The sequence below is a fragment of the Nocardia sp. NPDC006044 genome, assembly GCF_042871115.1.
GTDB lineage: Bacteria > Actinomycetota > Actinomycetes > Mycobacteriales > Mycobacteriaceae > Nocardia.
On sequence record NZ_JBIAID010000003.1, the window covers coordinates 1,182,575 to 1,197,992 of the forward strand.

Sequence of the window (15,418 nt, forward strand, 5' to 3'; positions counted from 1 at the left end):
GCAACACGGCGGATACCGGGTTGCTGGTTACACTGGCTCCCCGTGATCACCATGCGGAACGTCACCAAGTCGTATAAGACCTCGACGCGACCCGCGCTGGACAACATCACCGTCGATGTCGACAAGGGCGAGTTCGTCTTCATCATCGGACCGTCCGGCTCGGGCAAGTCCACCTTCATGCGACTGCTGCTGAAAGAGGAGAGCCCCACCGCGGGGCAGATCCAGGTCGCGGACTTCCGGGTGGACAAACTGCCCGGCCGGAGGGTGCCGAAGCTGCGTCAGCGGATGGGGTGTGTGTTCCAGGATTTCCGGTTGCTGCAGCAGAAGTCGGTGCACGACAACGTCGCGTTCGCGCTGGAGGTGATCGGCAAGCGACGCCAGTTCATCGAACGCACCGTGCCCGAGGTGCTCGACATGGTCGGCCTCAGCGGCAAGTCCGATCGACTGCCGTCCGAGCTCTCCGGCGGTGAACAGCAGCGTGTGGCGATCGCCCGCGCCTTCGTGAACCGGCCGCTGGTGCTGCTGGCCGACGAACCGACCGGCAACCTCGATCCGGATACCAGCGGCGACATCATGATGCTGCTGGAGCGGATCAACCGGATCGGCACCACGGTGCTGATGGCCACCCACGACAACCACATCGTCGACGCGATGCGCAGGCGGGTGATCGAACTCGATCGCGGCCGCCTGGTCCGCGACGAGGCGACCGGTGTCTACGGGGTGGATCGCTGATGCGCGCGAGTTTTCTGTTCAGCGAGGTCCTCGCCGGCCTGCGCCGTAATATCACGATGACCATCGCGATGATCCTGACTGTCGCGGTCTCGCTCACCATGCTCGGCGGCGGCCTGCTCGCGGTGCGGATCGCGGACAAGACCGAGCAGTACTTCCTGGATCGGCTGGAGGTGCGGCTGTACCTCACCGAGGACGTCTCGGCCAACGATCCGGACTGTTCCGTCGATCCGTGCAAGGCGCTGATGACCGACCTCAAGGCGACCAAGGACGTCGAATCGGTCCAGTACCTCAGCCGCAACGACGCCGTTCGCGAGGCCAAGGAGAAGACGTTCAAGGATCAGCCGGAGCTGGCCAAGTACGTCAGCGAGACGCCACTGCCCGCGTCGCTGCGGGTGAAGATGAAGAACGCGGAGCTGTATCCGCAGATCTACGAGAAGTTTTATCAGCGGCCCGGTGTCGGCATGGTGCGCAACGACAAGGACATCGTGGACCGATTGGTCAGCCTGTTCGACGGGTTGCGCAATGCGGCGTTCGGTTTGGCCGTGTTGCAGGCGCTGGCGGCGCTCCTGCTGATCGCGAACATGGTGCAGATCGCCGCGTTCACCCGGCGGACCGAGGTCGGCATCATGCGGTTGGTGGGTGCGACGCGCTGGTATACGCAGTTGCCGTTCCTGTTGGAGGCGGTGGTCGCCGCGTTGGCCGGATCGGTGGTCGCGGTGGTCGGGCTGCTGCTCGCGCGGCCGTTGGTGATCGATCGGGCGCTCGGGGATCTGTTCGCCAGCAAGGTCTTTCCGCGGATCACCGGGGACGATATCGCGATGGTCGCGTTGGTGATCGCGCCCGTCGGCATCGTGTTCGCCGCGCTGACCGCGTACGGGACGTTGCGGTACTACGTGCGCGAATAGTGTTGGTGTGTCGACGCGAGCCGGTCCGGAGTTCTGGGCCGGCTCGCGCTGGTTATCGGCCTGGGCGGACAATTTCCGCGCTGCGGCGCGGGATTCCGGTGTCCGGCACCGACGATTGTCCGGCAGGACCGGTCACCGCCCGGCGGGCTCCACCTTTCTGATCGAGGCGCGTTGCACGGCGAGCAGTTCTCGCTGGCGTTCGAGTGCGGCGATCCTGTTGTCCAGGTCGCTTTGCCTGCTCTCGACCACGCCCACGGACTTGTCGCAGGCCTGAATCCACTTGCCGACGTGGCCGGTCGCGCAGGGCAGCAAGCTGCGGATGTCTTCGGTGGACAGGCCCGCGGCCAGCATGTCGCGGATGCGGCCGACCCGTTCCGGCGCGTCCTCGGCATACGAGCGGTAGCCGAGCGAATCACGTTGCGGTTGCAGCAGCCCCTGCTCCTCGTAGTACCGGAGCAAGCGCGTGCTCACCGATGTGCGGCGGGCCAGTTCTCCGATCAGCATATGACCTGCCTCACCCTCGCCTTGCCTTCACACTCATGTGAATTCCTAACTTGGCGGACATGACAGCAATTCCCCTGCGGACCACGGTGCACGGCACCGGACCCGGTCTCGTCCTGGCCCACGGCGCGAGCGGCACCATCGAGACGAACTTCGGCGCCCTCATCCCAGCGCTCGCCGCGACGCACACCGTGGTCGCCTCCGACTATCCGGACAACGACCACCCGCTCACCCTCGACGGTCTGGCCGACGCGCTGGTCGCGGCGGCGGTCGAGGCCGGGGTCGAGACCTTCAGCATTCTGGGCTACTCGCTCGGCTCAGCCGTTGCGATACGTGCCGCGGTACGGCATCCGGAGCGTGTCCGCGGTCTGCTGCTGGCCGCGGGATTTGCCAAGCCGGACAACAGGGCTCGGCTCGCCGTACAGAACTGGCAGGCCCTGATCGACCGTGGGGACACCGCCGGCTTTGCGCGCCTCGGCCTTTCGCTGGCGTTCAGTACCGGCTATCTGAACAGTCTGCCCGCCGAACTCGTCGATGAACTCGTCCGGGCCGGTGCGACATCCATTCCCGGCGGCACGCGGCAGCAAGCCATGCTGGTCGAAACCGTCGACACCACTACCGATTTGGGGGATATCGCCGTGCCGACGCTGGTCGTCAACGCGAGCGAGGACCTGCTGATCGACCCGGCGAACTCGCGGTTCCTCGCCGAGTCCATCTCCGGTGCGGAGTACGCGGAGATCCCCACCGGGCACGTCCTCATGCTGGAACAACCCGACCAGTGGCGTAAAACCATCGAAGACTTCCTCACCCGCCACCAGCTCTGACCCGGAACGGGACATGGCGGTGGCATTCGTCGACTGAATGCGCGGCCATGTCCCGTTCGATGCCGGGCCTGGTCAGCCTAGGTGCTTGGCCTGTGGCCATAGTTCGGACCAGGGGGCGCGGAGGTTTCGGCAGATGAAGAGGGGTTCGCCCTGTTCGTCGTTGTCGATGTCACGGGTGTTGTCGAGGTGGCCTGCGGGTTGGATGTCGGCGAAGAAGCGCGTGAGGTACTCGCGATCCAGACCGACCGTCAGGACTTCGGTGGCGGTGTCGCTCGGCGGCCCCCACCACCAGTAGGAGTTGTGACCGGAGTGGGGTTTCGGCAGGTCGTAGGGTGCGCCGAAGCGTTCGATGGCGCCGGCCTCACCGTAGTTGGCGGTGAGGATGGCGGCGTCGGGACCGAGGCCGGCCCGCACCTGGCCGATCTGGCGGATGAACTCCGGCCAGCCGATCGTTTCGCCCGCGTCGTAGTTGATCCCGAGGACCGGGGAGTCCTTCAGCATCGAGATGGGCAGGACCGGCAGGAACAGTATCGCCGAACTGATCACGTTCGCCGCGACCGCGAAACTTACTGCCGCCCAGCGTATTCGTCGCTGCCCCAGCCACACGGCGAGGGGGACCGCGCCGGCCGCGAGCAGGATCGGATACAGCCCACCCAGGTAGTAGGCCTTCCCGCCGGTCCCCAGGAACAGCACGAAGAGCAGGCCGTAGGCGACAGCGAAGGCACGATATCGGGTATCGCGGGCCAGCCGCCACAGGCCGAACATCCACAGCGGCGCCAACAGCGGTCCGATCAGCCCGAACTGCAAGAGCACGAACATGATCGGCGAATCCGAGGTGCCGGAGGAACCGCCCGCGATCGCGCGGCTCATCTCCCACTGCGGCCACCCGTTGCGGGCCTGCCACACCAGATACGGCGACCAGAGCAGCACCGCGATGCCGATCGCGATCGCAAAGAATCTGGTGGCGAACAGCTTTCGTGGGCCGAATACCAGCAGCGACGCGAGCAGCGCGAGTGCCGGGAAGATCGGCAACAGCTTGTTCTGCAAGCCCACGCCAATTACCAGGCCGATCACCAGCCACCAGCGTTGACCGTTGAGCCACAATGCCTTTGGTCTCGGAGAATCGAACCCATGCGGCCCGGACCGACTTTCGGCCTCGAGGTCTCCTGTCTGGTCGGCTGTCCCGATCGCCCGGATCAGCTTCACCACGACAAGCGACATCACCGACCACGCGGCCAGATCGAACACCGCGGTGCTCAACAAATGCCCGGCCCCCATGAGCACCGCCGCACTGGCCATCGCGGCGGCGGCCAGCGCCTGCGCGCCCCGCCCGCCGCCGAACTCCCGCGCCATCAGCCCGGCGCACACCACCACCAGGGTGGCCGCGAGCACCGCGGGCAGCCGTAGCAGGAATAACGAATCGGGATCGATCGCCGCCATCGCCTTGGCAATGAGCGGCGTTAGCGGGGGCTGATCCGGGTACCCCCACGCGAGGTGGCGACCGGCCGCCAGAAAGTACAACTCGTCGCGGTGATACCCATAGCGGGGCGCACATGCGACCAAGACAACGGCAAAGAGCACCGCGACAATGGGCACCCGTCCAGCCTGGCACAGATACACGGCGTATGCTGCACCTCGACGCGGTTCTTACTCTGGAGTAAGATAGTCTTACTCAGGAGTAAGATAGCCGGGGCCAAGACCTCACCCCACCCACCCGAGAAAACAGGTGATGATGAGCACTCGAGACAGCGCAACGAAGCGAAGTCCAGACACGTCCGCAGTCGGCCTCAGCCACCCCAAGCGGGACTGGATGGGCGCGGCCATGCGGGTGATGACGACCATTACCGGGTCGGAGCTCGCCGAGAAGTACAACCTGCGCAAGCCGATCGAGCGAGTCACCTACGAAGGCACCAAGACCGGTTTCCGCACGCTCGGCGCCGCGACCCGGGCCTTCGCCAAGGTCACCGGTAACGGACAGCCGAAGCGGCTCGCGCCGAACGAGTCGAAGACGAAGGACTTCTTCGACCTCACCCCGAGCGACGAGCAGCAGATGATCGTCGAGACGGTGCGGGAATTCTCCGAGGAGATCCTGCGCCCGGCCGCCTACGACGCCGACGCCGCCGCGCAGGCCCCGCGCGACCTGCTCGAGCGCGCCGCCCAGCTCGGCATCACGCTGATCAACGTCCCCGAGGAGCTCGAGGGTGCGGCCTCCGAGCGTGGCGCGGTCACCAATTCCCTTGTGGCCGAGGCGCTTGCGCACGGCGATATGGGCCTGGCGCTGCCGATCCTCGCGCCGAGCGGGGTCGCGGTCGCGCTGTCGCAGTGGGGCACCGACGCCCAGCAGAAGACCTACCTGCCCGCCTTCACCGGCGAGAACGTGCCGCAGGCCTCCGTGGTGATCAGCGAGCCGCGCGCGCTGTTCGACCCGTTCGCGTTGCAGACCAAGGCCGTTCGCTCGCCGAGCGGCTACCGGATCTCCGGCGTGAAGAGCCTGGTGCCCGCCGCCGCGGATGCCGAGCTGTTCCTCATCGCCGCCGAACTCGACGGCCGCCCTTCGCTTTTCATCGTTCCGTCGGACACCCCCGGCCTGGTGGTCGAGGCCGACCCGAGCATGGGTCTGCGCGCCGCCGGTCTCGGCCGGTTGCTGCTCGACAACGTCGCGGTCGGCGCCGAGGCGATCCTCGGCGACGGTGACGCCAAGCAGCGCGCCGAGGACTACGCCGACGCCGTGCGGCTGGCCCGCCTCGGCTGGGCCTCGCTCGCCGTCGGCACCGGGCAGGCCGTGCTGGACTACGTGATTCCGTACGTGAACGAGCGCGAAGCGTTCGGCGAGCCGATCTCGCATCGGCAGGCGGTCGCCTTCATGGTCGCCAACATCGCGATCGAGCTCGACGGCCTGCGGCTGGTCACCCTGCGCGGCGCCTCGCGCGCGGAGCAGGGTCTGTCCTTCGCCAGGGAGGCCTCGCTGGCCCGGAAGCTGGCCACGGACAAGGGAATGCAGATCGGCCTGGACGGCGTGCAGCTGCTCGGTGGCCACGGCTTCACCAAGGAACACCCGGTCGAGCGCTGGTACCGCGACCTGCGGGGCATCGGCGTCGCCGAAGGTGTCGTGCTCATCTAACCGGCCTGTTTCTTACTTCCCGCGGTGTGAGCGTCAGGCCCGGAGAAGGCCGCGCAGCATAACCACGTAGGGCTAGTGAGCACCGCCATTCCACACAGGAGACCTCCCATGATCAATCTCGAACTCCCCAAGAAGCTGCGGGCCAGCGCCAATCAAGCCCACCAGGTCGCGACCGAGATCTTCCGGCCGATCTCGCGCAAGTACGACCTCGCCGAGCACGAGTACCCGGTCGAGCTGGACACCATGGCCGCCATGGTGGAAGGCCTCGCCGACTCCGGCACCCAGAAGATCGGCGGCGCGGCCGGCGGCCGTGAGGACGACAGCGAGTCGGACGCGCACGCCACCGAACTGCTCGGAAACAGCAACGGCGGCAACATGTCCGCGCTGCTGAACGCCCTGGAGACCTCCTGGGGCGACGTCGGCCTGATGCTGTCCATCCCCTACCAGGGTCTGGGCAACGCGGCCATCGCGGCCGTCGCCACCGACGAGCAGCTGAAGCGGTTCGGCAAGGTGTGGGCCTCGATGGCGATCACCGAGCCGTCCTTCGGTTCCGACTCCGCCGCCGTCACCACCACCGCCGTGCTGGACGGCGACGAGTGGGTGCTCAACGGCGAGAAGATCTTCGTCACCGCCGGTCAGCGCTCCACCCACATCGTGGTGTGGGCGTCGGTGGACAAGAGCCTCGGCCGCGCTGCGATCAAATCGTTCGTCGTGCCGCGCGACGCTCCGGGCCTGTCGGTGGCCCGGCTCGAGCACAAGCTCGGTATCAAGGCCTCCGACACCGCCGTGCTGCTGCTGCAGGACTGCCGGATTCCGAAGGACAACATCCTCGGCAGCCCGGAAGTCAACGTGGAGAAGGGTTTTGCCGGGGTCATGCAGACCTTCGACAACACCCGTCCGCTGGTGGCCGCGATGGCGGTCGGCGTGGCCCGCGCCGCGCTCGAGGAGTTGCGCGCCATCCTGACCGACGCCGGTGTCGAGATCTCCTACGACACCCCGCCGAACAACCAGCACGCCGCAGCCGCCGAATTCCTGCGCATGGAAGCCGATTACGAGGCCGCCTACCTGCTGTCGCTGCGCGCCGCCTGGATGGCCGACAACAAGAAGCCGAACTCGCTCGAGGCTTCGATGTCCAAGGCCAAGGCCGGCCGCACCGGCACCGACGTCTCGCTCAAGGCCGTCGAACTGGCCGGCGCCATCGGCTACTCCCAGCGCACCCTGCTGGAGAAGTGGGGCCGCGACTCGAAGATTCTGGACATCTTCGAAGGCACCCAGCAGATCCAGCAGCTCATCGTGGCCCGCCGGATCCTCGGCAAGACCAGCGCCGAGCTGAAGTAACAAGGTAGACAACGGGAATCCGGTGCGAGTCGGCGTCACGACTCGCACCGGATTTTCTGTTTGCGGGTTCTATGTGGTGGCGAGTAGGAAGTCTTCGCCGGTCGACGGGTGCAGGCCGTCGGTTCGGTTCGCGAAGTAGCGGTCGGCCAGGTCGGTTCCCGAGACATGTTGCGCGTCAGAGAAACCGGCTTCCCGGGCGGCGGCCAGCATTTCCTGTGGGGTGTAGAAGCTGATGAAGGGAGTGCCGGCGGCGCGGGCGCCCTTTTCGGACATTTGGAGGCCGGCGCGGTCTGCTTCGGCGAGGTGGTCGGGTGGCAGCAGGAAGGTCATCGCCACTGTTGATCCGGGGGCGAGCCGAGCCAGCTGGCGCAGGGTGGACGCGTTGGTTTCTTTGGTGAGGTACATGGTTACGCCGGTGGAGGCTACGACCGCGGGGCGGGTGGGATCGAAACCGGCCGCGATGAGCTGATCCCACCAAGGTTCGTTCGCTTCGAAATCGACTGGTACCAAACGTAACCAGTCGGGGATTCCGTAACCGAGGTCGATCAGGCGCTGCCGCTTCCAGGCTTGGGTGGCGGGCTGTTCGATCTCGAAAAGTGTCAGGTGCGAGGCAATCTCGGGCCTGCGCTGAGCAAAGGTATCCAAACCCGCTCCCAAGATGACGTATTGGGTGACGCCGTGGCCCACCTGCTCGACCACCAGATCCTCGACGAAACGGGCGCGCGAGACCATCGATGCCCGAAACCTGCTGGTGCCAACGGGGTCCATGTCCGGACGGCTGCGCCAGTCATCGTCGGGGGCGATGAGTCGCACGCCGATTTCGTCCACCAGAACATGCGGCGGCGGGTCGGCCCGGACATGCATCGCCCGCCACAGAGCGACTCGTACCGCGGTGTTGTCCGGTACCCGCTCATCTGTCATGAGATGTCCTCCTTTCGATCACTTCCCGGCCTGCACGCTCCACAGCCGGCCATCCGGGTCGCGGACGGTCATTTCCCTTGTCCCATAGTGGGTTTCCGCCAGCGGCGTGACCACCTCGACGGCCACGTCGGCGGCAAGCGCGTCCGTATCGGTCGCCTTCAGCACGAGTTGCATTCCGGGCTCCTTGGTCTCGGGGACCTCGGCGATGAAAATGTATGGGCCGTCGCCATTTCGGAGCTGACCAGAACTGTGATCGGTCTCGAATTCCAGTTCGTAGCCCAGCGCCTGGAAGAACTTGGCCGCCTTGCCCCAGTTGTGCGTCTCCAGGAACACGGCCTCAATGCCATTGGTCGTCATCGGGATTCCTTGTCTGTCGAGTGCCGCTATTCGTCGGCGTCGTCGAGGTAGGCGCGCAGCGCCGCGGCGACCAGCGCCGACAGCGAGAGTCCCGACTCGATGGAGTGGTGCTTGACCTGCTTGATCAGCCCGATCGGCAGGTACACGTTGAACTGCTTGATCTCCTCGTCGCCCACGCTAGAATGCTAGCATCCTAGTCAGCTAGAAGCTACGGTTCGTTATCGCCGAGGAAGACACACCACAGGACGCCTGGAACTACCTGCACACAGGCGCGGAGGCTTGGTAAGATCGGACCATCACGAGAGTGATGCCGAGCGGTAGGACCGCTGCTCGAACAGCGGCCCTACCTGGTGGGTATTACCTATGCGCCCGCACTCGGCGGACCGCAACGAGCGCCCCGGCGATCACGGCAGCAATTGTGAAGCTGATGCCGTAATCGACCGGGGCCTTGCTCTTTTTCCGGCGATGTTTCGCCATACCCACCACCTCCTCCCTGGGCGCGATGTGTGGACCATGTCCATCGCCCCTCGGGAGGAAGTGGCACCACAATACCCGGGCCCACCAACAACTTTCGGCCAGATTCGCAAACTAGCGCGAACACCCCTGTTTCACTTTTCGACCCTTCACGCGCCGGTCGATAGTCGGCCGTTACGTCACTGCCAATCTTTTGCCAAAGACACGCAACTCTCCGAGATCCCTTGGCCCGAACGGGACACGTTCAGGCGGATAGTGGACCGGGCAGGAAAACGCTGGCAACGTAATGGCCTGCGAAATTCTTTCGAGCTATACCAGACCTTCGAGGAGCAACTGGATATGGAACGACTGAGCGTGACGCGTCGTCTGGCTACCGTTTTCGCCGCGACCGCGGTGGTAGCGAGTGTTTTCGCGGGTAATGCCGGTGCGGAACCGGCCGCCGTGGATTTGGCCGGGGCCGCGCAGAAGCTGCGGGCGGCGGCCGCGGGGAATCCGGCGGCCGAGCAGGCGGTGGATCGGCTGATGGCCTCCAGGCAGGTAATCAAGGCGGGACGGGTGGCTTTGCCCGCGCAGCCGTTTCAGATTCCGGCGCAGTCGGATATCGGACGCGGTGACGGGCCGGGCGTGTACGGCTCCGGTATCGCACTGGGCCTGGACGGGTTCCGGTTCGGATTCTTCGGCGGGCCGGGCACGATCGCGCCGAATCAGAGTGGCGCGAAACTGGAAGTGCTGTGGATCAATCTTTCCAATGGACGCAGCGGTACCGAGGTGCTCAACGAGCACGTCGACATTCCGGTGGACACCACGATCCGCACCCGGCCGCTCGACACCGGCGGCGGCATGATCGTGGCCGCGGTGTACGGCAGCCTGTGGCACCGCTGGTCGGTGCCGGTGAGCGATGCGAATCCGGACGGGTACCAGTACCAGCTCGGCACGATCTCGGTGCCGTCGTTCGGCGCCGTCTACAACTGATCCACGTCTCGGGCCCCGTGGCACGCGCCACGGGGCCCGAACTGTCTCCGGATCACCCGAATCGACCTCTTGTCTGGAATTACGTAATTCCGTAGTTTCGGTGGCGTGAGTCTGGAAGAGCGGGTTGCGGAACTCGAACGGCGGCTCGACGAATGGGCCGATGAGCGCGCGCACGACAACGCGGCGGCGAACACCGACGACCGGTGGGCGGCGGTCCGCCTGCACGAGGAGTTCGCCGCGGACGACGAGCCGAACGGCGGCGTCCTGTTCGCCGGCTCGGTCCGGCTACCGGCCGGTGAGCACTACGGCTGGCAGGCGACCTTCACCACCGGCGACCTCATCGAGGACGACTGGGCCGAGACGGCGGAATGCCTTGCCGCACTCGGCAATCCGGTGCGATTGCGGCTGCTGCGGGAGATCATGGGCGGCCGCAGGACCGCGGCCGAGCTAGTGGGACTGGAGGGAGTGGGCACCTCCGGACAGGTCTATCACCATCTACGCCAGCTGGCGGCGGTCGGCTGGCTGCACACCGCCGGCCGCGGGCGGTTCGAGGTGCCCGCGGCCCGGGTGGTGCCACTACTCATCGCGCTGGCCAGCGCACGGCGCTGACCGCAGGCTCAGCAGCTATCGCCACCGCAGCTGCACGAGCCGCCGGACTGGCAGCCGCACTGACAGGACGGACCACACTGACAGCCCGCCGGTACCGAAGTCGATCGAACAAGCGTGATGATCATCGTTGACTCAGCTCCATTCTCTGTTCGACTACCCCCTACCGGTATCGAACGCCCCAAGCGCGGCGCTGTCAAATAGCTGCCGGTACGGCCCGCGCGAAACGCCGCGCACCTGCACGCACGGCACAACCGGGGCACGAGACGCGCACTGTGATGTGATGACCGACACGCCGCTGCTACGGTGGTGACCTCAGTTACGCCGTTCGATATCGCTAGGTCGAGTACCGACGCGAACTTGGTGGAGGTGTTCGATATGAAGGTGGCGCACGCGCTGGAGAACCTCAAGGCGCTCGGGGTGCTCAGGTCACGCGGGGTTTCCGATCCGAAGAATCCGCTGGAAACCCTTCGGACGCTGAAGGAGTCGCAGATATTCGGCCCGCAGGCCACCCTGATCCGGCACAACGCCCGCATCGCCCCCGACTCCCCCGGCCTGGCCGACGAGCGCGGCGAGCTGACCTACGCCGAGATCGACAAGCAGTCGACCGCGATCGCCCGGGGTTTGCAGGCGGCGGGGATCACCGAGGGCACCGTCGTGGGTGTGCTGGCTCGCGATCACCGGGGCCTGATCCTGTCGATGGTCGCCGCGAGCAAGCTCGGCGTGCGGGTCGCGCTGATGAACACCGGCTTCGCCAAGCCGCAGTTCGCCGAGGTGTGCCAGCGCGAGAAGGTCAAGGCGATGCTGCACGACAGCGAGTTCCTCGGCCTGCTCGACGCGCTGCCCGCCGACCTCCCCCGGTTCCTCACCTGGGTCGACGAGGGCACCGAATTGCCCGAGGGCGCAACGACTCTCGACGAGCTGGCGGCGAACAACTCCACCGCCGAGCTGCCGAAGCCGAGCAAGCCGGGCGGCTTCATCATCCTCACCAGCGGCACCACCGGCCTGCCGAAGGGCGCCACCCGGGTCAAGGTGTCGCCGCTGGCCACCGCGCAGTTCCTGGACCGAGTTCCGTTCCCGTTCAAGGGCGCTCAGGTGATCGTGTCGCCGATCTTCCACAGCACCGGGTTCGGTTCCTGGCTGGTCGGCATGGCGATGAGCAACAAGGTGGTGGTGCGCAGGCGATTCGACGCCGAGGCCACGCTGAAGCTGATCGCCGATCACAAGGCGGAGCTGCTGGTCGCGGTGCCGACGATGCTGCACCGGATGACCGAGCTGGATCCGGAGATCCGCGCCAAGTACGACACCTCCTCGCTGCGGGTCATCCTGCTGGCCGGCTCCGCGCTGTCGCCGGAGCTCACCATCAAGGCCACCAAGGTGTTCGGCCCGGTGCTCTACAACCTGTACGGCTCCACCGAGTGCTCGGTCGCCTCGATCGCCAACCCGGAGGAGCTCGCGCTGGCCCCCGGCACCGTCGGGCGCGCGCCGATCACCTGCGAGGTGCGGCTCTACGACGACAACGACAAGCAGGTCACCGCGGCCAACACGACCGCGCGCATCTTCATCCGCAGCGGCACGCCGTTCGAGGGCTACACCGACGGCAGGCACAAGCAGATCATCGACGGCTACATGTCCAGCGGCGATGTCGGCCATTTCGACGAGCACGGCCTGCTGATGGTCGACGGTCGCGACGACGACATGATCGTCTCCGGCGGCGAGAACGTCTTCCCGCAGGAGGTGGAGAACCTGCTGCTGGAGCGCGAGGACATCTTCGACGCGGCGGTCGTCGGGGTGGACGACGTCGAGTTCGGCAAGCGGCTGCGGGCGTTCGTCGTGCCCGAGCCGGGACACAAGCCCGACGAGGAAGAGATCAAGGCGTACGTCAAGAACAACCTGGCCCGCTACAAGGTGCCGCGCGAGGTGGTCTTCCTCGACGATCTCCCGCGCAACCCGACCGGCAAGTTGCTGCGCAGGGTGCTGGTGGAATACGACGTCCCGGCCTGATCGGCGAGGGAGACGACCCCAACTGGTTACCCATCGGTAGCTGCTGTTGAGATACGTGACACACCGGGTTACAGATGGTTGCTATTGTTAGCGATAGCACTGGATCCCGAAGCTGCGGTCCGCACCACCCACAGGCTCGCACCGGGTGGGACCGCCGGAAGGTTGTTGTCGAATGGTTGTCTCCTTCCCCGCGTTGAGTGGCACTGCCCGTAAGGCCGGCGATCTCGCCCTCGGCGTGAACGTCATGGTCAAGCGGCGGCTGTTCAATCCGCTCCGTCTCGATCACGCCGCGCGTTCGGCGTTCAACGTGGTCAAGTTCGGCCCGTTCGCCGGTGTCGCCATGCACGCCGCCCAGACCAGGCCGGAAGCAGGCGCCATCGTCGACGAACGCGGTGAGCTGACCTTCGGCCAGCTGAACGAGCAGTCGAACGCCTTCGCCCGTGGCCTCGCGGCACACGGCATCAAGCCCGGTGACGTGGTGGCCGTGCTGGCCCGCGACCACCGCGGCATGGTGCTGAGCCTGCTCGCGGCGGGCAAGCTCGGCGTGCGGGCGGTGCTGATGAACACCGGGTTCGCCAAGCCGCAGTTCGCCGACGTCGCCGCGCGCGAGAAGGTGAAGGCGGTGCTGCACGACAGCGAGTTCATCGACCTGATGAGCGCCATTCCCGCCGAGATTCCGCGGGTGCTCACCTGGGTCGACGCGAAGGACGACGTCGACCCGTCGATCGCGACCATCGAGTCGCTGTCCGCGGGCCAGTCCACCGCTCCGCTGCCCGCACCGGCGAAGGCCGGCGGCATGATCATCCTGACCAGCGGCACCACCGGAACGCCCAAGGGCGCGCCCCGCGACAAGGTGAGCCCGTTCGCCTCGGCCCAGTTCGTCGACCGGGTGCCGCTGCCGCACAACGGCACCATGGTGATGGCGGCGCCGATCTTCCACGGCACCGGCCTTTCCCAGTTCACCATCGGCGTGGCCCTGGGCAACCGGGTTGTCTTCCAGCAGCGTCGCTTCGACCCGGAGAAGACCCTCGCGAATATCGTGAAGTACAAGGCCGATTCGCTGGTGGTCGTGCCGACCATGCTCCAGCGCATCCTCGACCTGGACGAAGAGGTGCTGGCCAAGTACGACCCGAGCACCATCAAGGTGATCTTCGCGGCGGGCTCGGCCATCGCGCCGGACGTGGTCACCCGCACGCTCGACTACTTCGGCGACAGCCTCTACAACCTGTACGGCTCCACCGAGTGCGCGGTCATGACCGTCGCCACCCCCGCGGACCTGCGCAAGGCGCCGACCACCGCGGGCAAGGCGCCGGTCGGGATCCGGATCGTGCTGCTCGACGAGAACCGCAAGGCGATCACCCAGCCGGGCGTCACCGGCACCATCTTCGTGGACAACGGCTTCGCGTTCAGCGGATACACCGACGGCCGGACCAAGGAGATCGTGGACGGCATGATGAACAGCGGCGACGTCGGGCACTTCGACGCCGACGGCCTGCTGTTCATCGACGGCCGCGACGACGACATGATCGTCTCCGGCGGCGAGAACGTCTTCCCGCTCGAGGTGGAGAACCTGATCGCCGGGCGCGAGGACATCTTCGAGGCCGCCGTGGTCGGCGTGGACGATCGCGAATTCGGCAAGCGGCTGCGTGCGTTCGTCGTGCCCGGCCCGGATTCCAAGCGCGACCCGCAGGAGATCAAGGACTTCGTCAAGGCGAACCTGGCCCGCTACAAGGTGCCGCGCGAGGTGATCTTCCTCGACGAACTCCCTCGCAACGCCACCGGCAAGCTCCTGCGCAAGCCCCTCATCGAGATGGAGATCGAAGCGAGCTGATCGCACACGCACGCCGCTTGATTCGTCGCACCGGAAATCGCATGCGATTCTCGGTGCGGAAGATCAGGAGGCGTGCGTTTGTGATTTCTGCCGTTCTCCGGGCGTTCTTCACTGGGGAAATTGCGCGCAATTCGTCGGCTACTATCAGCGCGTGAGTATCGAGTTCGGCCGGTCGGTCGCGGGGCACCGCGGCGCTGTCGCGCGGGTGCGCGGCGGTTCGGCCGGGGCGATCTCGGGGGCCGTTTCCGTTGCGGCACACGGCTGGGCGTCCGGGGGCATGGCACTGGACAGCACGACGCTCGCGCTGCTGGTGGCCGCCGCCGCCGTGGTCGGTGCGCTGGTGGCGGGGCTCGCGCCGCTGCGGGACACCTCCGTCGGACTGATCACCGCGCTCGTCGCCGGGCAGCTGCTCGGGCACCTGACCATGGGGTTCGGTTCCGGGCATCTGCATCACGGGGACGCGCAGCTGACGCCGGCGATGCTCGGCGCACACATTATCGCGGCCATCGTCGCCGCCCTTGTCATCCGCGGTACCGAAGCCGCCTACCGGACCGGCACCGCGGCACTCTTCCGGGTATTGCGGTCGTATCGGCCCGCACCTATTCGCGCCGATCCGGCGGCGCTGCGGACCGCCTATCGGGACCGGGCAATTCTGCGTGTTTTCGCCGCGGAATCGCTGCGGACGCGCGGCCCGCCTTTCGCCGTCGCCGGCTGAATTCGCCTCAGCGCTCATCCTGTGCAGCGCGTGTTCCGGTATACGCATCGCGTCACCGGCATCGCCGACGCGTCGACCCTCGTCGTCTCGCCGACTCGACCGTTACGCCGACTTCGT

At 66.5% G+C, this 15,418-nt stretch carries 15 protein-coding genes; 10 read left to right on the forward strand and 5 right to left on the reverse strand.

Annotation, left to right across the window (positions count from 1 at the left end; translation table 11 throughout):
- Nucleotides 1-42 precede the first annotated feature (42 nt).
- Nucleotides 43-732 carry a cell division ATP-binding protein FtsE gene (gene ftsE, locus ACFYO1_RS30040; protein ID WP_387237911.1) on the forward strand — a complete coding sequence of 230 codons (690 nt, stop codon included), beginning with the start codon at nt 43-45 and terminating at the stop codon, nt 730-732.
- Entirely contained in the window at nt 732-1,637 is a 906-nt protein-coding gene (gene ftsX, locus ACFYO1_RS30045) for a permease-like cell division protein FtsX (RefSeq protein ID WP_387237914.1), read from the forward strand. Before ftsE ends, ftsX begins: the two co-directional genes overlap by 1 nt.
- A 132-nt stretch (nt 1,638-1,769) precedes the next feature.
- Here ftsX and ACFYO1_RS30050 read toward each other — a convergent pair whose 3' ends face one another.
- Nucleotides 1,770-2,141, reverse strand: coding sequence for a MerR family transcriptional regulator (locus tag ACFYO1_RS30050; RefSeq protein ID WP_387237917.1), 372 nt, complete (start codon nt 2,139-2,141; stop codon nt 1,770-1,772).
- Nucleotides 2,142-2,200: 59 nt separating this feature from the next.
- On the opposite strand from ACFYO1_RS30050, the gene ACFYO1_RS30055 reads away from it, so the two are divergent.
- Nucleotides 2,201-2,962, forward strand: coding sequence for an alpha/beta fold hydrolase (locus ACFYO1_RS30055; RefSeq protein WP_387237920.1), 762 nt, complete (start codon nt 2,201-2,203; stop codon nt 2,960-2,962).
- Nucleotides 2,963-3,034: 72 nt separating this feature from the next.
- On the opposite strand, the gene ACFYO1_RS30060 is transcribed toward ACFYO1_RS30055, so the two are convergent.
- Complete coding sequence (locus ACFYO1_RS30060; protein WP_387237923.1) at nt 3,035-4,558, reverse strand: hypothetical protein; 1,524 nt, start codon at nt 4,556-4,558, stop codon at nt 3,035-3,037.
- A 130-nt stretch (nt 4,559-4,688) separates the two neighbouring features.
- On the opposite strand from ACFYO1_RS30060, the gene ACFYO1_RS30065 reads away from it, so the two are divergent.
- Both ACFYO1_RS30065 and ACFYO1_RS30070 read left to right on the forward strand, forming a co-directional pair.
- A complete protein-coding gene (locus ACFYO1_RS30065) occupies nt 4,689-6,083 on the forward strand; it encodes an acyl-CoA dehydrogenase family protein (protein ID WP_387237926.1) in 1,395 nt (464 codons plus the stop codon).
- Nucleotides 6,084-6,191: 108 nt separating this feature from the next.
- On the forward strand, nt 6,192-7,421 hold the full coding sequence (locus ACFYO1_RS30070; protein WP_150402596.1) for an acyl-CoA dehydrogenase family protein: 1,230 nt from the start codon (nt 6,192-6,194) through the stop codon (nt 7,419-7,421).
- Between the two features lie 69 nt (nt 7,422-7,490).
- On the opposite strand, the gene ACFYO1_RS30075 is transcribed toward ACFYO1_RS30070, so the two are convergent.
- The 3 genes from ACFYO1_RS30075 to ACFYO1_RS30085 are packed head-to-tail and all read right to left on the reverse strand — an operon-like array spanning nt 7,491 to nt 8,875.
- On the reverse strand, nt 7,491-8,342 hold the full coding sequence (locus tag ACFYO1_RS30075; RefSeq protein ID WP_387237929.1) for a class I SAM-dependent methyltransferase: 852 nt from the start codon (nt 8,340-8,342) through the stop codon (nt 7,491-7,493).
- 18 nt (nt 8,343-8,360) lie between these two features.
- Nucleotides 8,361-8,699 (reverse strand): VOC family protein, encoded by a 339-nt coding sequence (locus ACFYO1_RS30080; protein WP_387237932.1) that lies wholly within the window; start codon nt 8,697-8,699, stop codon nt 8,361-8,363.
- A gap of 26 nt (nt 8,700-8,725) precedes the next feature.
- Nucleotides 8,726-8,875, reverse strand: a complete 150-nt coding sequence (locus ACFYO1_RS30085) for a CopG family transcriptional regulator (RefSeq protein ID WP_387237935.1) — start codon at nt 8,873-8,875, stop codon at nt 8,726-8,728.
- A 187-nt stretch (nt 8,876-9,062) separates the two neighbouring features.
- On the opposite strand from ACFYO1_RS30085, the gene ACFYO1_RS30090 reads away from it, so the two are divergent.
- From ACFYO1_RS30090 to ACFYO1_RS30110, 5 genes are all read left to right on the forward strand, one after another.
- Nucleotides 9,063-10,145 carry a hypothetical protein gene (locus ACFYO1_RS30090; RefSeq protein ID WP_387237938.1) on the forward strand — a complete coding sequence of 361 codons (1,083 nt, stop codon included), beginning with the start codon at nt 9,063-9,065 and terminating at the stop codon, nt 10,143-10,145.
- A gap of 105 nt (nt 10,146-10,250) precedes the next feature.
- The gene (locus ACFYO1_RS30095) at nt 10,251-10,754 is read left to right on the forward strand and encodes an ArsR/SmtB family transcription factor (protein ID WP_387237941.1); all 504 of its coding nucleotides are present in this window, start codon (nt 10,251-10,253) and stop codon (nt 10,752-10,754) included.
- 375 nt (nt 10,755-11,129) lie between these two features.
- The gene (locus tag ACFYO1_RS30100; RefSeq protein ID WP_387237944.1) at nt 11,130-12,755 is read left to right on the forward strand and encodes an acyl-CoA synthetase; all 1,626 of its coding nucleotides are present in this window, start codon (nt 11,130-11,132) and stop codon (nt 12,753-12,755) included.
- Between the two features lie 172 nt (nt 12,756-12,927).
- Entirely contained in the window at nt 12,928-14,586 is a 1,659-nt protein-coding gene (locus ACFYO1_RS30105) for an acyl-CoA synthetase (RefSeq protein ID WP_387237947.1), read from the forward strand.
- A 151-nt stretch (nt 14,587-14,737) separates the two neighbouring features.
- Nucleotides 14,738-15,301 (forward strand): hypothetical protein, encoded by a 564-nt coding sequence (locus ACFYO1_RS30110; RefSeq protein WP_387237950.1) that lies wholly within the window; start codon nt 14,738-14,740, stop codon nt 15,299-15,301.
- Nucleotides 15,302-15,418: the final 117 nt, after the last annotated feature.